Source organism: Mucilaginibacter sp. HD30 (genome assembly GCF_054061755.1).
This window is the reverse complement of sequence record NZ_JBSSEO010000001.1, coordinates 2,834,158-2,851,361: the sequence shown is the minus strand read 5'-3', so window position 1 is coordinate 2,851,361 and position 17,204 is coordinate 2,834,158. Positions and strand designations below refer to the sequence as shown.

Here is a 17,204-nt window from a genome sequence, read left to right as displayed (position 1 = left end):
TACATCTATCGTCTTAAAAATTCAAATTTACCGCTCGGATCCAGGCTCATAATAGTTGATGGTTTCTTTATCTCTGTGCTATGCTGTTCCAGGTCTACCACGTAATCAACCCCGTTTATAATCTCATCACTTATCTGCCCGAAATATTGCGGAGAGGGTTGGCCACTTATATTGGCCGATGTAGAAACCAATGGCCTGCGTAAGCGCTGTATCAGCTGTTGGCAAAACTGGTGCGATGTTACCCTTATACCCACACTGCCATCAGCAGCTATCAATGCAGGCGAGATGTTTTTGGCACCCGGCATCACCAGTGTAAGCGGGTTTTCGGCGTATTCTATCAGGTTATAGGCCAGCTCTGGCACTTCCTGTATATAGCTTTGCAGCTTGTTATCAGTATCAAGCAATATGATCATGCTCTTGGCTTCGTCCCGCCGTTTTAAGGCGAATATGCGTTTAACGGCATCGGTATTGGCGGCGTCGCAGCCAATACCCCAAATGGTATCAGTAGGGTACAGGATGATCCCGCCCTCTTGCACAACTTTAAATGCGTTTGCAACCTCGTCTCTAAGCATGGTTTAAATATACGCTGAGCGCGTTAATAATTCGTGCATCATCAAGCAATTGCATGCATTTGGGTATGCCGTACAGCTTGCAAACGTTACGTACGCAAGGTTCGCAGGCTAATTGCCCGGCACGGATTATGGTGAGCTTATCGGCATTATACGGAGCCGTATTACGTTCATTACCTGCACCAAACAGGGCTACCACCGGCAATCCCACACTGTTAGCCAAATGCGCCGGACCGGAATCTGTACTCAGCAGCACCTTTGCGCCTGCCATTAAATTGGCCAGCGTCGCCAAGGTAGTTTTTCCGCAATAATTATTGATGCGATCAAGATTAGCCGCCCCTTGCAGCAATTCTTCTACATAAACCGAGTCTTTAGGTCCGCCTATCAGGCCAAACTGATGGTAAGTAAAAGTTTGTGTAAGCAGTTGCACCAACTCTCTGCCCTTATCCAAAGGCATGCGCCGCGATTCTGCTTCCGAATTAAAATTCAGCAAAATAAGATCCGATTTTTTCTGCGGCTGCGGCCGTAGTTTTACCTCTTTTTGGCTGATGGCTTTATCGGTAAATTGTTCAAGTATAGATAAGTATTCATCTACCCGGTGCGCATTTTTTGGCCGGCGGCAAACTTTGGTCAGCAGAAAAAAGCCGCCTTCTTTGCTAAACCCCACCCGCTTTTTTGCCCCGGTAGCCTTACCCATTACCGCTGCCGAAAGCGAATCTGGCAGGGTAAAGAAGATGTCGTAATTTTCGGCTCTTAAAGATTTGCCAAAGCGGTATACACCGCCCAGGCCCGGATTATCCTGCTTGGAGAAGGAATGGATAGTGTCAATCCCCGGTATAAGCGAAGCGATGGAGCTCAGCTCTTTTTTAATGATGACATCAATACGGGCATCAATATAAAGCTGCCTAACCGCATTAATTAACGCGGTGCTCATCACCACATCACCCAACCAGTTAGGCAGCCTTATGAGTATTTTCATCTTTTTAGATTTGAGATATTAGATTTGAGATATGAGACAGATGCAATCTCATATCTCAAATCTCAATTCTCACATCTAATTAAACTGCCACATTATTTTCCCTCAAAGCATCATTCAATGAGGTTTTTTTATCGGTTGATTCTTTACGGGTGCCGATGATCAGGGCACAAGGCACCTGGAAATCGCCGGCGGGGAAAGTTTTAGTGTATGAACCCGGAATAACTACAGAACGGGCAGGCACGCGGCCCTTATACTCAACCGGGCTGCTGCCGGTAACATCTATAATTTTGGTTGATGCGGTAAGTACAACGTTGGCACCTAACACCGCCTCGCGCTCAACATGCACACCCTCAACCACAATAGCACGAGATCCTAAAAAGCAGTTATCTTCGATGATAACCGGTGCTGCCTGTACCGGCTCTAAAACACCGCCAATACCTACACCGCCGCTCAGGTGAACATGCTTGCCAATTTGCGCGCATGACCCTACTGTTGCCCAGGTATCAACCATGGTGCCTTCGTCAACATAAGCGCCAATATTTACATAGCTTGGCATCATAATAACGCCTTTAGCCAAATGCGCGCCATAGCGGGCAATAGCATGTGGCACAACGCGTACACCGGTAGCTTTGTAATCAGTTTTTAGTTTCATTTTATCATGAAATACAAAGGGACCCACCTCAATTTCCTCCATCGTACGGATAGGGAAGTATAATATTACGGCTTTCTTAATCCAGTCGTTAGTATGCCAGCGGGTGCCTATCAGTTCGGCAACGCGTATCTCGCCCTTGTCAAGGCGCTCAATAACGGTTTCAATGGCATCAATGTATTCGTTATAAGCAAGCAGGTTACGGTCTTCCCAGGCTTGTTCAATTAGTTTTTTTAGCTCTTGCATTGGATGTGTTAAAAGTTTGCAGCAAATTAAAGGATTTTTGAGCAGATTTGTTTGATTGAGTTTATCTGAGATGACTACCTTTAAAAGTAACTGGTTAAAAATATTAGTGTTTGTTATTTTACAAACATTAGCAATGTTAACGGTATTTTATCCATATCCGGCAATTTCAATGTTGTTTTTAGGAGAAGGAGGAGATAGTCTATTGTACTCTGAAGGAAATTCTGTAGCGTGGATTGTTCTACCACTTGTTTCGCCTCAGCTACTCAATTTCTATCGAATTCAGACCGCTCGTAAAGACGATGATTCAGTAAAAGTTAAAGTCTATATTACAATTTCTGTTGTTACTTTTACAATATATGCAGCCTTTATAATGCACTGGGCAATAAACAACGGTTTTAGGATATGAAGATTTTGGCGTTGCCTGTGGCCCGCGCTATCCGCTCACACTGCACAGGCATTAGCCACGGGGCGGTATCCGCTTCTATCGCTAACGCACTTGGTGTAATTGGAATTTCTTAAATTTGCCCTATCATGCCCGAAAAAGAAAAACTCCGAATAGATAAATACCTGTGGGCCATTCGCCAGTTTAAAACGCGCACGCTGGCGTCTGATGCCTGTAAAGCCGGCCGTGTAAAGTTGGATGGCAACAACATAAAACCATCGCACGAAGTGCGCTTGGGCGAAGTTTACCAAATAGCAAAAGGTCCGGACCGCAAAATAATACGTGTTGTTGGCTTGTTGGAAAACCGCGTTGATGCTAAAACCGCTGTAGGGTTTTATGAAGATATTACGCCCGTTGAACAGACTACTGCTTTTAAATCAATGTTCCACGCACCGCTGCTTAAGCGCGACAGGGGCACCGGCCGCCCCACCAAACGCGACCGCCGCGAGATAGATGACCTGAAAGACGATCTGCTCGAAAAAACCAACGACGAGGATTAGCCCATCCCATAAAAAACAAAACCCCGACTACTGCCGGGGTTTGTAAAATGTTAAATTATCTATGCATTAAAGTTCATCTGCACATCTGCATATCCACGTATCTGCACATCAAGCCTCATCTGCACATCAGAATCATCTACAAATTATTTTTTCTCTTTAGCGTAAGCTTCGTTTATGCCTTTAAGTACATCAGCGGTAACATCAAGTGTGGTATCGCCATATAATACGGTAGGGTTGGCTTTTGAAAAAGTAAGCACCATTTTGTAGCCTTTCTGTTTTGCATAAGTTTTAGTAAACTCAGCCACTTTATCATACAGTTTATTTGCTTCGGTACCCTGCAGGTTTTGAAACTCAGCAGTTGCATTTTGCTGATATTGCTGTAACTCTTGTTGCTTGCGTTGCAAACGTTGCTCGGTAGCTGCGCGTTGGTCGGCGCTCAGGGTGTTGGCGTTTCTTTGATATTCGGCCACTTCACGCTGAAATGCCTGTCCGCGGGTGCCAATGTCGCCTTCGGCAACTTTGCTTTTGCCTTCAAGCCTGGTACGCATATCCTTGGCATACTCATACTTGGTTAAAAGCGTATCCTGGTTTACAAATACAATGGTTTCGCTGCCAGCCTTAACAGTAGAAGCCGCCGCCGGAGCATCGCCTTTTTTATCATTGCTGCAGGCTGCTACGCCAACCGCAACCATTATACATAAAGTAATCTTTGTGAAAATAGAACCTGTGGTTTTCATTTAATTTTTATTGTATTGATAATGTGTAAGGTATTTTAAGGTGTTATAAAACCGATACCTGTTTTTTTAAAAATTTTCACAAATATAATCTTTCGGTACAAGTATCCTAATAAATTATATACAGGTTGGGGCATGTCATTTTTATCAACAATCGCAAATATTAGGGCAAAATTTGTAACTTTGAAGGTTATTGTTTTAACCAAATTATGAGCGAAGAAAATCAGGACAAATCGAATTACTCAGCAGATAATATACAGGTTTTAGAAGGTTTAGAGGCGGTGCGTAAGCGCCCGTCCATGTACATTGGCGATACAGGCGTTAAAGGCCTGCACCACCTGGTATATGAGGTAGTAGATAACTCAATAGATGAGGCACTGGCCGGCTATTGCGATACTATAAATGTTACTATCCATAAAGGCAACTCCATTACAGTAGTTGATAATGGCCGCGGTATCCCAACAGGCATTACCACCAAAGAAAAAGTATCGGCCTTACAAATTGTAATGACGGTATTGCACGCTGGTGGTAAGTTTGATAAAGATACTTACAAAGTTTCCGGCGGTTTGCATGGTGTGGGGGTAAGCTGCGTTAATGCCTTATCAACCCACATGAAAACGGTTGTTGAACGCGAAGGCAAAATGTTTACGCAGGAATACTCTGAAGGAAAACCTTTATTTGAGGTTAAAGAAATTGGCACATCTAATCGTACCGGTACAACGCAAACCTTTCAGCCCGATCCGTCTATTTTTCAGTTAACTACTGAATACAAATTTGATACTTTGGCTGCCCGCTTACGCGAGCTGGCTTACTTAAATAAAGGTATCCGCTTGACTTTGACTGACGAGCGTGAAGCAAACGAAGACGGAAGCTTCCCAATGGAAGATTTCTTTTCGACAGGCGGCTTAAGCGAGTTTGTTAAATTTTTGGATGGTACCCGTACCTCTATCATACCCGAGCCTATTTATGTTGACGGTATAAAGCAAGGTATCCCGGTTGAGCTGGCTTTGCAGTATAACGATACCTACTCAGAAAACGTACACTCTTACGTAAACAACATTAATACCATTGAGGGAGGTACCCACGTTGCGGGTTTCCGCCGCGGGCTTACGCGTACGTTGAAAAACTATGCCGATAAGGAAGGTTTGTTAAAAAACCTTAAGGTAGAGATCTCTGGCGATGACTTTCGCGAGGGCTTAACTGCTGTTATATCTGTAAAAGTGCAGGAGCCTCAGTTTGAGGGTCAAACCAAAGGTAAGTTGGGTAACAACGAGGTAATGGGGGCAGTTGATCAGGCCGTGGGCGAAATTTTAGGTAACTACCTGGAAGAACATCCACGCGAAGCGAAAATGATAGTTCAGAAGGTGGTATTGGCCGCTACCGCCCGTGCTGCTGCACGTAAGGCACGTGAGCTGGTACAGCGCAAAAACGTAATGAGCGGATCTGGCCTGCCCGGTAAACTGGCAGATTGTGCGAACAGCGACCCTGCTTTATGCGAGATCTACCTTGTCGAAGGGGACTCGGCGGGTGGTACCGCCAAACAGGGCCGTAACCGCGAGTATCAGGCAATTTTACCATTGAGAGGTAAGATTCTGAACGTGGAGAAAGCCATGGAGTACAAGATCTACGAGAACGAGGAAATAAAGAACATGTTTACAGGCCTGGGCGTAACCCGCGGTACGCCTGAAGACGATAAAGCGCTGAACCTTGCCAAACTTCGTTATCATAAAATTGTGATCATGACGGATGCTGACGTTGACGGATCGCACATTACCACACTGATCCTTACTTTCTTCTTCCGTTATATGAAGGAGCTGATAGAAGCCGGATATGTTTACATAGCATCGCCGCCACTTTATCAGGTTAAAAAAGGTAAAGAATCTGTATACGCCTGGAACGATGAGCAGCGCGATGTTGCTATACAACGTTTAAAAGGTGCCGGTAAAGAAGACAGCGTACACGTACAGCGTTACAAAGGTTTGGGCGAGATGAACGCCGAGCAATTGTGGGAAACCACCATGGATCCGGCACGTCGTACCTTAAAGAAAGCAACCATAGAAAATGCCGCAGAATGCGATCATACCTTCTCTATGCTAATGGGCGACGAGGTAGCACCACGCCGTGCGTTTATTGAGAAAAACGCAAAATACGCAAGAATAGATACATAGTAGCTATTAGTGATAGTTGATTAGAGATTAGTTGACTATATCAGGAACCCCCTCGTCGGAAGATGGAGGGGGTTTGTTTTTTAGTTGTGGCCAGTTTGCGGTTTTATTTAAAATTCAGTATTTATCGGTAAAACCCGGCCTACACCCAATTGTTGGTCTAAGTATAAAGTGTTAAACGCGGTGTTTAACCAATAACTTATAATCATCAAAAATGAAAGCCATTATATTATTGGGGACTTTAAAGAAGAAAGGTCTTTCTAACACAGAAGTGCTTGCAGGTTTTTTTAAAGAAAGACTGCAATTATATGACATAGAATGCGATATAGTGAAATTGGTGGATCATTCCATTCATCAGGGAACGTATACCGATGTGGGCGAAGGAGATGCCTGGCCGTTTATATACGATCAGATAATTGAATCAGATATCATCATTTTCGCCACGCCTATTTGGTGGGGTGGTCACTCGTCTGAAATTCAAAGAATAATAGAACGTTTGGATAATGTGCACGATGAGATATTAGCAGGAAAGCCGTCTGTGCTTGAAGGTAAAGCAGGCGGAATAATTATCACCGGCGATTCTGACGGTGCACAGCATATTACCGGCAACATCAGTAATTTTTTTAACGCGATAGGCATAACGCTACCGCCATACGCTACACTATCGGTAATGTGGGATGGTCAGCGTAAAGGGGCGGAAACAACAAAGGAAGAATTGCTGGAAAAATATCAGAAAGAATATGTTAAAATCGCCGACGCCATGGTAAAGCAGTTAAAACAGGTATTACAAAAACAATCAACTACTACATAATAAGCTCTGTATACTACGTTAGCTTAAAATTGTATCCAAAATATATTCCCCATTAAACCTTGTGCTATCTCTTGTAGTCAAAAAAGGGAGTTTAACGATTTTTAGTTTAATGAGAGGTGGATTAGTGAGGATGGCCCTGGCCGTCGCCTTAATGATTATAGTGAGGAACGAGGCGATGGCACAGGGGTACCATCAATTAACACCGTCAGATTTTCAGGGAATACCCAAACCCCGCGTTATGGGCCATGTGGCCTACACCAATTGCACTATTGATTTTAAATACCGGGCTTATCGTGATAAAGGAAGCGCTTACCGTTTGTATGCTACCGTACAGTTGCTACTAAACCGCGACCGCTGCTGGCTGGATACCAGAAATATTGCTTCGAGGCAAATGGATGAAGTGCTTAACCATGAGCAGGGCCATTATATTATTGCATATATGGAGCAGCAGGAGTTACTGCGCCAGATAAACCGCACCTATTTTACGGCTAATTATAAGCAGGAGGCTATGCAGCTATTTGATACTGTTGATGCCAAATACAAAGAACTTAACCAAAATTACGAGACAGGTACCCAGCATATGCAAAACAAAGCGCAGCAGCGCAGTTGGGATGATTACTTTAGACAGCGCCTGGATAATGCGCCGCCGTTGGCCAAAACGGGTTATTAATTTGTTCCCCTGCCGGAACAAAATTGAGAGCTTTGTAAAATATATTGATAATGAGTATCCAATTTTTACAGCTAATTTTCCTGACTTATAAGTTGTTTCGCTTTGTTCCGCCCGAAACTTCAAACAGCTATCTGTCAACTGCTTACTAAAATGGCTGTTTCGCTTTGTTCCGATTGTTTCGCCTCCGCAAGCGGAACACTAATACGGTGCCTCAACTGCTAAAAACCCTTCTTTCTTGTTACACCCGGTTTTCTTGCTCTCTTGGTTTCTACTGACCCAAAGCCTTCAGCGCCGTATTGCCGCGCCATTTTTGCTATACGGTCTTCCAGGCTTTCGGTAGTTAAGCGCTCACGGCCCAAACTATCCACCATTATGGGAAAGGCGAAAGGAGTGGGGCGCTCAATGGTTTTAAGTACTATACTTTGTGTCGCTATGCGTTGCAGGGCCGCCCTGAGCCTGAACTCTTCTAACTGAAAAGCCAATGCCTCATTATAAGCCTGGCGCACTAATAGATTGTCTGGCTCATACTCGCTAAAAACCTCAAACAGCAAAGACGATGAGGCCTGCAAGTGCCTGTTTTTTACCTGCTGACCGGGATAGCCGGTAAACAGCAGGCCCCCAATATGTGCAATATCTCTAAAGCGCCGGCGAGCCATTTCGTTGGCATTAAGGCTGTGCATAATGTCATCCAACAGGTTGTCAATTGAAAAGAAGGATGCATCTTCCAGCACTTCCTCAATGGGCACATCTTCATCAGTAAGTAGTTCAAAGCCATAATCATTCATGGCGATGGAGAAACTTGCCGGCCTGATGCGCGATATCCGGTAGGCCAAAAGCGAAGCCATGCCTTCGTGTACTAAGCGCCCCTCAAAAGGATAAAACAACAAATGATGCCCCTCCCGGGATTTGAAGGACTCAATCAAAAACTCGTGACTTTGCGGTAAATGAGATAACTCCCGCTGCAACGCGAACAAAGGCTTTAGCGCTTTAACTTCTTCATCCTGCTCAATGCCATGGGCAACCTCATCCAGTTTGTCCCTTAATACTGCCGAGAGTTGGGAGGATAATGGCATCCTGCCGCCGTTCCAGCTGGGTATCATTCCCTTTTGCGCTGTCGACTTTTTTACGTAGGCCGTCATTTCTTTTAAGCGCACAAACTCCAGACTGCGCCCTGCAAACCAGAAGGTGTTGCCGGGTTTTAGTTTAGATATAAAAGATTCCTCTACCGTACCCAAGCTGCCGCCGCTTAACCACTTTACCCGTACGCTCATATCGCTGGTTATGGTACCAATGCTTAGGCGATGGCGCATGGCTACCCTGCGGCTGTTTACTTTATATAATCCGTTTTCAACTTCTACCTTTAAAAATTCATCGTATTGCGCCAGTGTTTTACCGCCGTTAACAATAAAATCAAGTAATTGGTTAAATTCTGCTCTGCTCAGATCAGCAAAGGCATAGGTTGTTTTTACTTCGTTAAATAGCTCATCTGCCCTAAATCCGTCAGACACGGCAAGCGTTACCATAAATTGTATCAGTACATCCATGGTAAGCAGCATCGGGTCGCGACTTTCAAAAATGCCGCGCTTAAGGGCCTCTTTCAGGGCAGCGCCCTCCAGTAGTTCTAATGAATGTGTAGGCACAAAGTACGCTTTTGATATAGCGCCTGGATGGTGCCCGCTGCGGCCCGCCCGCTGCATAAAGCGTGCAACACCTTTTGGGCTGCCAACCTGTATAACGGTATCAACCGGCCTGAAATCCACCCCCAAATCAAGGCTGGAAGTGCAAACAACAACCTTTAGCGCTTCGGCATGGAGCGCTTGCTCCACCCAGTTACGCAACTCATTATCTAACGAGCCGTGATGCATGGCCATAATCCCGGCGTACTCCGGGTAATTATCCAAAATAGCATGATACCAGATCTCTGATTGCGACCGTGTATTGGTAAATATCAGCGTGGTTTTACTTTTGGCCACCAACTCCATCACCTGCGCAATCAGCTTTACGCCAATATGCCCTGCCCAGGAGTAATTCTCAATATTTGGCGGAATGACAGATTTTATCACCAGTTTTTTGTCGATGTTGGCACGTATCAATTTCACTTTATCACGTGCGAAGTTATTGCCCAACAGCACATCGCCTGCCTGCTCCAGGTTGCCAATGGTAGCGCTGATGCCCCATATTTTTAGTTGGCAGTGAGCAGGTCGCAGGTTTGAATGATTATTATCAACTGCCAATTGCCCACTGCAAATTGACTTCAAGCGGGATAATCCCAACTCCACCTGTACACCGCGTTTGGTGCCCAGCAGTTCGTGCCACTCGTCTACCACTAAAACCTGCAAGCTTTTAAATATGGCGGGATATTCTTTTTGGGCCAGCATCAGATGCAGACTTTCTGGCGTAGTAAGCAATACTTCAGGAAGTTTTTTCTTTAGCGCGGCTTTCTCGGCAGCAGATGTATCGCCGGTACGGGTGCCAATTCTCCATGGGAGTTCAAGGTCATCACAAACCTCCTGCATAGCCTTGCGGATATCGTTGGTGAGCGCACGCAAAGGTGTTATCCAAAGCATTTGAAGCCCGTTGTTTTTGCGGGTTTTATAGTCGGGATTTTTGTTGATGAAATCAGCAAGGAAGGGCAGGAACAGCGCGAAAGTTTTGCCACTGCCTGTAGGGGCATTTAACAATCCCGAATAGCCTTCCAGATAAGCAGCCTCCATTTCTTTTTGAAACGGGAACTGCCGCCAGTTTTTTTGACGATACCACTGCTGAATAACTTTTTGCCCCGGCGTGCTCATTGCTTGCTAACAAAGTAAGTAAAGTATTTGTTATTAGTAAATGATGAAGTATCGTTTAATATTATCAGCGCTAATTGCACTGAGCGCCTGCAACCAGGCCGAGAAGCCCGAAAACAGCAGTGCTGTGGTTGAAAATAAACTACCCGATAGCTTACTTATAAAAGCTGGCGAGCGCATAGGTAACATGAAGATAGGAGATGATATGCAAGCGCTGTTGAAGCAATACGGGCAACCCGACCAACAGGATGCGGCAATGGGCAGCGCTGCTTACACCTGGTTTCCGGGGCACGATACAACAGGATATCGTACCAGTGTTTACGGGCATCGAAATTTTGGAGCGGGAGATGAACGCTTAAACATTAAAAAGATAATGACGACGTCTACTGAATACAGTACTCCCGAAGGTGTGCATACAGGTACGGATATGGACGATGTGAGCAGATTTTATACGCTGACAAGTAACAGCAATCAGTTAATTAAGGGGAGGACTGTTGGTGTCTTCGCAGACATTGGTAAAGGAATTTCATTTGACATAGACCCTGCAACAAAAAGATGTACGGCAATAAGCATTTTCAGGCCCGGCGATACATCGGCAGTTAATATCAATATTTATTAAATGCGAAAACCACCGATTAGGTGGCTTTCGCTTGTCTGTCTACAGATGAAATTTTATTTCTTCTCCGGCATTAATACCAGCTTTATAAAGTTGGCATCATTAAGATATTTAATAGCAGCTTCTTTAGTACGCTGTATGTTTAATTGTTGAAGCAACTGGGCATGTAATAAAATCTTGTCAGGATCATCCCCATTTTGCGCCGCCACATTTAATGCACCGCTCCAAAAAGCGTTCTGTTTCAATTGCGATTGAATACTACGTGCTTCGTCCAAAATAAATGTGTTTAACTCTTTTTGTTCGGCTCCATTTTTTTTAAACTTATTAACTTCATCCATAACGTAGCCGGTAATTCTATCAAAATCAGCCACAGGGCATTGAATATCAATGTGTACACGATATCTGCTTTCGGGTTGTTTTGTATAAGCTACTCTTACCCCTACGTCAATTTTACCGGTTGTATCCTTTATACGCTGCGCTATCTTTAAATATAATATCGTTTCCAAAGCATCAAGATCAACGTTGTTAACGGCATTGTAATCATACGCGCCGCTAAATATTAATTGAGCTGTGGCATTATCGCCTTTACCTTTAACTATAGTTTTGGTGATATTGCCAGCCGGTGGATGCATGCCGAGGTTTTTGAACGTTTCTGTACCGCTTTTTGTAGGCAATGAGCCTAAGTAAGTTTCAAGGAACGGCAAAATGGCCTCAACAGTAAAAGACCCTGTGAATGTAAACGTGAAGTTGGCCGCGTTTGAAAAACGATCTTTATAAAACTGGTAGGCCTTGTCTAAACTTGCTGCATTCAACTGGGCTATGGTAGTTGCCATACCGCGTTTATTGTAACCGCTTAATAGAGCGTTCACAGTATCCTGAAAAACGGCAGTTTCTTCAACACCAAGCAAAACAAGCGCACCTTTAGTCTGTGATATGGTATTTTGCCATGCTGCGGCATCTTTGCGGGGGCGGGTAAAATAAAGGTGGAGTAACTGTATGGCTGTTTCAAAGTCGGCAGAGGATGTAAAACCACTAAAACCATGAACAATATTGCTTGCGTAAGGTTCAATGTTTAAGTTTTTATTACGAAGCATTCTTTCCAACTGCGTTTGACTAAAATCGCCAACTCCACTTACGCTGATTACCTTGGCAGCAAGATCTGCAGAAGTAAAATCCTGGTCAGACGCGAGCGACGTGCCCCCAAATGCAAATCCGTTCATGATGATCTGCCCTTGTTGAAACTGCGTAGGCTTTAAAATTACTTTTACACCATTTGATAACGTTACGTTCGTTGTAAGTATGGTACTGTCAGTTTTAATACTTGTTACCTTGCCGGCTACGGGCAACTTTTCCATAAGCGGTACGCTGGCATTATCTTCATAAGCTTTAAGTGCAGTACCTCCTGTAGTGAACCAGGTGCGCAATGCCTGCTCTGTAGGTAGCAGCGCTTTTTCGCTCTCAGGCGCCTGCACTAAAATAGCCTTGTTTTGGGTTAATAGCTTTGCAGCAAGCGCATTCATTGCGGCAAGGTCAATTTTGCCAATGTTATCCAAATAATGCGTGTACTTATAACTGGTGCCGGTGGCAATACTGCCCCACAAAAAATTGCGCTGATATTCTGCAGCGATGCTGCCCGGTAATATGTTATCGCGCTGCTCATATTCATAGCTAACCCGCGAAATTCCGTTCTGTTTGGCGCGTTCCAACTCGGTTGATACAAATCCAAATTTGCGCATACGCTCAATTTCCGTGGCAAGTGTCTTTATAGCGGTATCAATCCCTCGGGAACTGGATATGGCCAGCGCTGTAAAAGCGTCTTGCTTGCCAATAAAGCTATTATAACCCGCCTGGGCAAACAAAAAGGGCGAGTTTGATTGCTGCTTCAACTCATCAATACGCGCCGCCAGCATGTCGTTAAACAAATTTAACTGCATGTTTTGCACAAAACCTGCAGGAGTTTTTGCCACTATTTGCGGGTGAGATATTACAACCTGGGTAACTACATACGGCAGCTCCTTATCAGTAATAAATTTAATTTGCGTCCCGATTGCCGGCGTAATTGTATAAGGCGTAACGGGTTTAGGGTTAGCCGGTGCCTTTAGCGCTGTAAAGGTGTTTTTTATAAAAGTTTCAACCTTTTTTGCATCAATATCACCAACTACTATAATGGCTTGCAAATCCGGGCGGTACCAATCGGTATAAAAACTCTTTACGGTTGTCGCGTTCGCCGCATCAATTACGGCCTCTTCTCCTTTTGGGTTGCGCAAAGCATAGCGCGAGTTATTAAGCATAAACGGCAAGGCAGATTTGTCCAGCCTCTCTTTCATTACGTTCGCGCCGTTTTTTAATTCTTCTAATACAGCGGTTCGCGCGGCGTTTACTTTGGCCGCATCAAAGCTGATACCGCCTGCCCAACCGGCTAATAAATTCAAACCTTTATTCAACGCATCGGCCGTATCTGTTGGCACAGTTAGTCGGTAAACGCTTTCATCGTAACTGCTAAGTGCATTACTGTCGGCTTTTAAAATATTTTTTGTGAGTTTCATAAAACCAGCCAGTTGGTCTTCGGTAACGTCTATTGTACCTTTAAGCGCCAAATGACTTATTAAATGAGCGTAACCGCGCTGCACGTCTGTTTCTAAAACTGATCCGGCTTTGGTAACTAAAACCAGCTCAGCTTTTTTGGGCAGGGCCGGGGTGCTTCTTATATAATAGGTTAACCCATTAGGTAATGTGCCTTTTAACAAGAAAGGATCTGTAGGTAAAGTTTGTGTACTAACCTGCGGCGCAATTTGTTTTGCAGGCGATACCGGCTTGCTTTTTGGAGAGGGTGCAGGTTTTTTCTTTACCTGGGCAAAGGCTCCGCCTACAGTAACCAACAACACTGTTGCCGATAAAAAAAAGGTATGCTTAAAATTCATATCAATATTTAAAATAATGGGTGCTAAGATGCAAAAACGAAGGGGTTAGTTAAAAATTATTTTTCGGGCGGTTTTTTTACTAAATACAACTACACCTTAATAACGATATTTAGTTTATATAATAAACGCATCAACCCCCAAATTATAAAAACCAGTAGCAGTCCGCTAAGCGCGGATGCAACGTAGGGCTGAAAGTTAGGTTCAAATAGCAGTTGATAAAGGGTACTGCCCCCAAACTTTACCTTATTGATAATATAATGCGGAATGTAGTTGGAAAGCACATAGGCCGTTATGGCATTTACGCCTAAGGGTACAAAAAACAGGGCGACTTTTTTATAACCCTGTACATCAATTAACCAGTAGCATAGTGCCAGGCCTGCAGTTGCCCAGCCGCCTGCATAAAGCACGTATGAGCTTGTCCATAAGGCTTTGTTTATAGGGAAAAATAAACCCCAAAGTAAGCCGACGACGATAGCTGTAAAACCATAGATAAAAAGCCAGCTCACTTTAATGGCATCATCGCAGTCTTTGCGTTTTAGCCAGCTGCCCACCCTTATACCAAACAAACCGGTTGCAATAGCGGGCAGCGTGCCCAATAAACCTTCAGGATCCCATGTTTTTGATTCGGACCATAAGTGATTGGTTGAAAACACAACACGATCAACCCAGGCGCCCATGTTGGTTTCGGGATCAAGGCTTGCTTTACCGGTATTGGGTACGGGGATAAATACCATTAAAATATAATAACCCACGAGCAGCACCACGAACAGTATATCGCGGGTTTTTTGTGTCGTTTTAAGGAAGAGAAGCGTGCTGATAAAATACACCAAACCAATGCGCTGCAACACGCCCGGAAAACGCAGATGTGCAAGCCCCGGATGGAAGAGCAGTTGGGTTATCAGGCTTATAACCATTAATATAATCATGCGTCTGAACGCAGCCCCAACCATTTTTGAGTGATTGGCCTTTACTTCGGCCCTGCTCTCCATAGCGTAAACAATAGATACGCCGACAATAAACAGAAAGAAAGGAAATATCAGGTCGGTAGGGGTGCAGCCGTTCCAGGCCGAGTGTTCAAGCGGAGCGTAAATATGCCCCCAGTCGCCGGGATTGTTAACCCATATCATGGCAGCAACCGTTGCACCCCGAAAAACATCAAGAGAAAGCAGGCGGGGTTTTATTGTTGCTGTCATTTTTATAATGGTTTAGGTAAAACTACAACTTTATTTGTAACCTCGAGCGCTAGTTAACAACCGGCAAGCGGGTGTTGCAAAAAATATGCGTCACCAAAAAAACAAAAGTTAATTAACTGGATATTAATATTTTATGATTTTTATTTGCAATTACTTATTAGTCAGTAAAAATAGCTATAAATAAATTTCAAGTAGCTGATTATAAACATAATGCAAAAGACAAAAATTGGCGTTTTTTTGCTTTTACTTGCAACACTTTAGCAACACAATAGCAACAGTTTAGCAACACTTTAGCAACAGCTCTGCTACTTGACGCGCACTCAAAACTCCACACTTTCGACGTTAATACTTTTATGCGTTTACACTACAGACCCTGTACATAGTACATGTGATTACACCAGTTAGCTACATACAACATTGATGATCAAAAAACTTCATCAGCTTTCTTTATCTATCATGTCCTCTTTTATTTTAAAAAAGAAGTGCGTTTGTACCAAATAGCTAATAACGGCGATGATAACCGTAGCCGCCACTTTTGCCACAGTTGGATAAAAGTTTAGGTATTCTACAAAAAGCTTAATAAACACAGCGTTTAGCACTATACATAACGTGTTTACTGCTATAAACCTATATAATTGCACACTCCTTTTTAAGCCCGATTCCTTAAAAACGATATATCTGTTCAAATAAAATCCTGTACTAAAAGAAATACTAAAAGAGAGCAACAGCGAAGCTATATAAGGGCTTAAGGTTATATCGCCAATGATGAAGTTCTGCTTCCGAAAAATAAAGTTATAGCAAGCCCAGAATAAAATAATATCGAACGCAGTATTGCCACCACCGCAGGCTGCGTACCTGAAAGTATGTAATGGTATCCATTTTTTAAACCGACCGTAAAAAAAATCAATAAAATTAAAAATGATCCGTTGCAATGAGTATTAGAATTTGCCGGGTAAAGATAAACTATTCCAACACCACCTTTGATGCTGGTGCGGAATTTCCACCTCCGCAAATCTGTGGGAAGGTGTTGTTCCATATCATATTCGCCTTGTACTAAAAAATAACTTTCGCACCTGGCAGGTTCCCGGCAGTTAGAAATGTAAGTCTTGTAGTCGCCATGCGCACTCATTTTACTTTAGCTCTTTCAGCTGTAACAGATCCAGCAATCACAAATTGATAACTGATTGGTTTAATAAAATGGTTATTGATGCAATATTCTGAATTTGAATCGTTAGCTTTTACGATGTATGGAAGTATCAGAACCAAGGACGCAATAAAAAAAATCGAAGGATAAATGCCAAAAAATAGAGTTATGAAAAGAGTATTTTTTTTGTTTATTATAACATTTATTGTGCAATCCGGGTATGCGCAGCAAAAAAAACCAACTGATGCCCTGGTGACGGATGTAGCTGACATTTATGCCAAATTAAATATTTATACAGACTCTGTATTTATATATACAACGTCCTTAAAAACCTGCTTATCAGGGTATCTTTTTGTACGTTTTAAGGTAGATAAAAATAGAAACCCGGTAAGTGTTCAAACCAATACGGGTACGCCACATTTTTTAGATTCGTTATTTAAAAAAGCACTTAAACATACTAACGGAGCATGGAAGCAGATACCTGCCGGAAAAACTTATTTGTTGCCCGTTAAATTTGTACTTAAAGATGGATGCGCGATTGATACCAGTTCAAAAAAATATAGTGCCCTCGAATGGATTTTAAAACAAATGCCGGGTCTGCCCGAGTTAAATAGCACTAATCGTAGCCATCCCGACATTGATTTTTTGAACATGTTAAATTTTAGCGGCAGAGAAGCAAATGTAAACCAGCAATCGCCTATTGACTGTATTTTATTACCACCCTACCAATTGGCAAATCCGGTTAGCGGTCATCCATATTAAAGCAGAAAATAGTT

General features: G+C 43.4%; 16 protein-coding genes. 7 read left to right on the top strand and 9 right to left on the bottom strand.

From position 1 onward, the window contains the following. Window positions 1-5: 5 nt before the first annotated feature. The 3 genes from ACVW2L_RS13670 to ACVW2L_RS13660 all read right to left on the bottom strand — a co-directional run bounded on the left by ACVW2L_RS13670 (window position 6) and on the right by ACVW2L_RS13660 (window position 2,443). Complete coding sequence (locus tag ACVW2L_RS13670) at window positions 6-572, bottom strand: L-threonylcarbamoyladenylate synthase (protein ID WP_457128525.1); 567 nt, start codon at window positions 570-572, stop codon at window positions 6-8. Continuing rightward, the gene (locus tag ACVW2L_RS13665) at window positions 565-1,548 is read right to left on the bottom strand and encodes a glycosyltransferase family 9 protein (RefSeq protein ID WP_457128524.1); all 984 of its coding nucleotides are present in this window, start codon (window positions 1,546-1,548) and stop codon (window positions 565-567) included. Before ACVW2L_RS13665 ends, ACVW2L_RS13670 begins: the two co-directional genes overlap by 8 nt. Before the next feature lie 79 nt (window positions 1,549-1,627). Further along, complete coding sequence (locus ACVW2L_RS13660) at window positions 1,628-2,443, bottom strand: 2,3,4,5-tetrahydropyridine-2,6-dicarboxylate N-succinyltransferase (RefSeq protein ID WP_457128523.1); 816 nt, start codon at window positions 2,441-2,443, stop codon at window positions 1,628-1,630. 70 nt (window positions 2,444-2,513) lie between these two features. On the opposite strand from ACVW2L_RS13660, the gene ACVW2L_RS13655 reads away from it, so the two are divergent. Together ACVW2L_RS13655 and ACVW2L_RS13650 are read left to right on the top strand one after the other, a co-directional pair. After that, on the top strand, window positions 2,514-2,849 hold the full coding sequence (locus tag ACVW2L_RS13655) for a hypothetical protein (RefSeq protein WP_457128522.1): 336 nt from the start codon (window positions 2,514-2,516) through the stop codon (window positions 2,847-2,849). Between the two features lie 125 nt (window positions 2,850-2,974). Further along, entirely contained in the window at window positions 2,975-3,385 is a 411-nt protein-coding gene (locus tag ACVW2L_RS13650) for an RNA-binding S4 domain-containing protein (protein ID WP_457128521.1), read from the top strand. A 143-nt stretch (window positions 3,386-3,528) separates the two neighbouring features. Here ACVW2L_RS13650 and ACVW2L_RS13645 read toward each other — a convergent pair whose 3' ends face one another. Further along, window positions 3,529-4,122 carry an OmpH family outer membrane protein gene (locus ACVW2L_RS13645; protein WP_457128520.1) on the bottom strand — a complete coding sequence of 198 codons (594 nt, stop codon included), beginning with the start codon at window positions 4,120-4,122 and terminating at the stop codon, window positions 3,529-3,531. A gap of 206 nt (window positions 4,123-4,328) precedes the next feature. Between ACVW2L_RS13645 and gyrB the strand changes: the two genes are divergently transcribed. The 3 genes from gyrB to ACVW2L_RS13630 all read left to right on the top strand — a co-directional run bounded on the left by gyrB (window position 4,329) and on the right by ACVW2L_RS13630 (window position 7,765). Next, entirely contained in the window at window positions 4,329-6,287 is a 1,959-nt protein-coding gene (gene gyrB / locus ACVW2L_RS13640) for a DNA topoisomerase (ATP-hydrolyzing) subunit B (RefSeq protein WP_457128519.1), read from the top strand. 211 nt (window positions 6,288-6,498) lie between these two features. Continuing rightward, complete coding sequence (locus tag ACVW2L_RS13635; RefSeq protein ID WP_457128518.1) at window positions 6,499-7,095, top strand: flavodoxin family protein; 597 nt, start codon at window positions 6,499-6,501, stop codon at window positions 7,093-7,095. A gap of 109 nt (window positions 7,096-7,204) precedes the next feature. Continuing rightward, on the top strand, window positions 7,205-7,765 hold the full coding sequence (locus tag ACVW2L_RS13630; protein ID WP_457128517.1) for a DUF922 domain-containing protein: 561 nt from the start codon (window positions 7,205-7,207) through the stop codon (window positions 7,763-7,765). A 218-nt stretch (window positions 7,766-7,983) separates the two neighbouring features. Here the strand turns inward: ACVW2L_RS13630 and ACVW2L_RS13625 are convergent, their stop codons facing one another. Next, entirely contained in the window at window positions 7,984-10,557 is a 2,574-nt protein-coding gene (locus ACVW2L_RS13625; RefSeq protein WP_457128516.1) for a ligase-associated DNA damage response DEXH box helicase, read from the bottom strand. Between the two features lie 40 nt (window positions 10,558-10,597). Here ACVW2L_RS13625 and ACVW2L_RS13620 point away from each other — a divergent pair, with 40 nt between their 5' ends. Continuing rightward, entirely contained in the window at window positions 10,598-11,173 is a 576-nt protein-coding gene (locus tag ACVW2L_RS13620) for a hypothetical protein (RefSeq protein ID WP_457128515.1), read from the top strand. Window positions 11,174-11,226: 53 nt separating this feature from the next. Here the strand turns inward: ACVW2L_RS13620 and ACVW2L_RS13615 are convergent, their stop codons facing one another. From ACVW2L_RS13615 to ACVW2L_RS13600, 4 genes are all read right to left on the bottom strand, one after another. Next, a complete protein-coding gene (locus tag ACVW2L_RS13615) occupies window positions 11,227-14,091 on the bottom strand; it encodes an insulinase family protein (protein ID WP_457128514.1) in 2,865 nt (954 codons plus the stop codon). Between the two features lie 89 nt (window positions 14,092-14,180). Then, window positions 14,181-15,284, bottom strand: a complete 1,104-nt coding sequence (locus tag ACVW2L_RS13610; protein ID WP_457128513.1) for an acyltransferase family protein — start codon at window positions 15,282-15,284, stop codon at window positions 14,181-14,183. 437 nt (window positions 15,285-15,721) lie between these two features. Further along, window positions 15,722-16,099, bottom strand: coding sequence for a GtrA family protein (locus tag ACVW2L_RS13605; protein ID WP_457130201.1), 378 nt, complete (start codon window positions 16,097-16,099; stop codon window positions 15,722-15,724). Then, window positions 16,036-16,320 carry a hypothetical protein gene (locus ACVW2L_RS13600; RefSeq protein ID WP_457130224.1) on the bottom strand — a complete coding sequence of 95 codons (285 nt, stop codon included), beginning with the start codon at window positions 16,318-16,320 and terminating at the stop codon, window positions 16,036-16,038. The genes ACVW2L_RS13605 and ACVW2L_RS13600 overlap by 64 nt, the downstream gene beginning before the upstream one ends. 276 nt (window positions 16,321-16,596) lie before the next feature. Here ACVW2L_RS13600 and ACVW2L_RS13595 point away from each other — a divergent pair, with 276 nt between their 5' ends. After that, a complete protein-coding gene (locus ACVW2L_RS13595) occupies window positions 16,597-17,190 on the top strand; it encodes a hypothetical protein (RefSeq protein WP_457128512.1) in 594 nt (197 codons plus the stop codon). Window positions 17,191-17,204 lie beyond the last annotated feature (14 nt).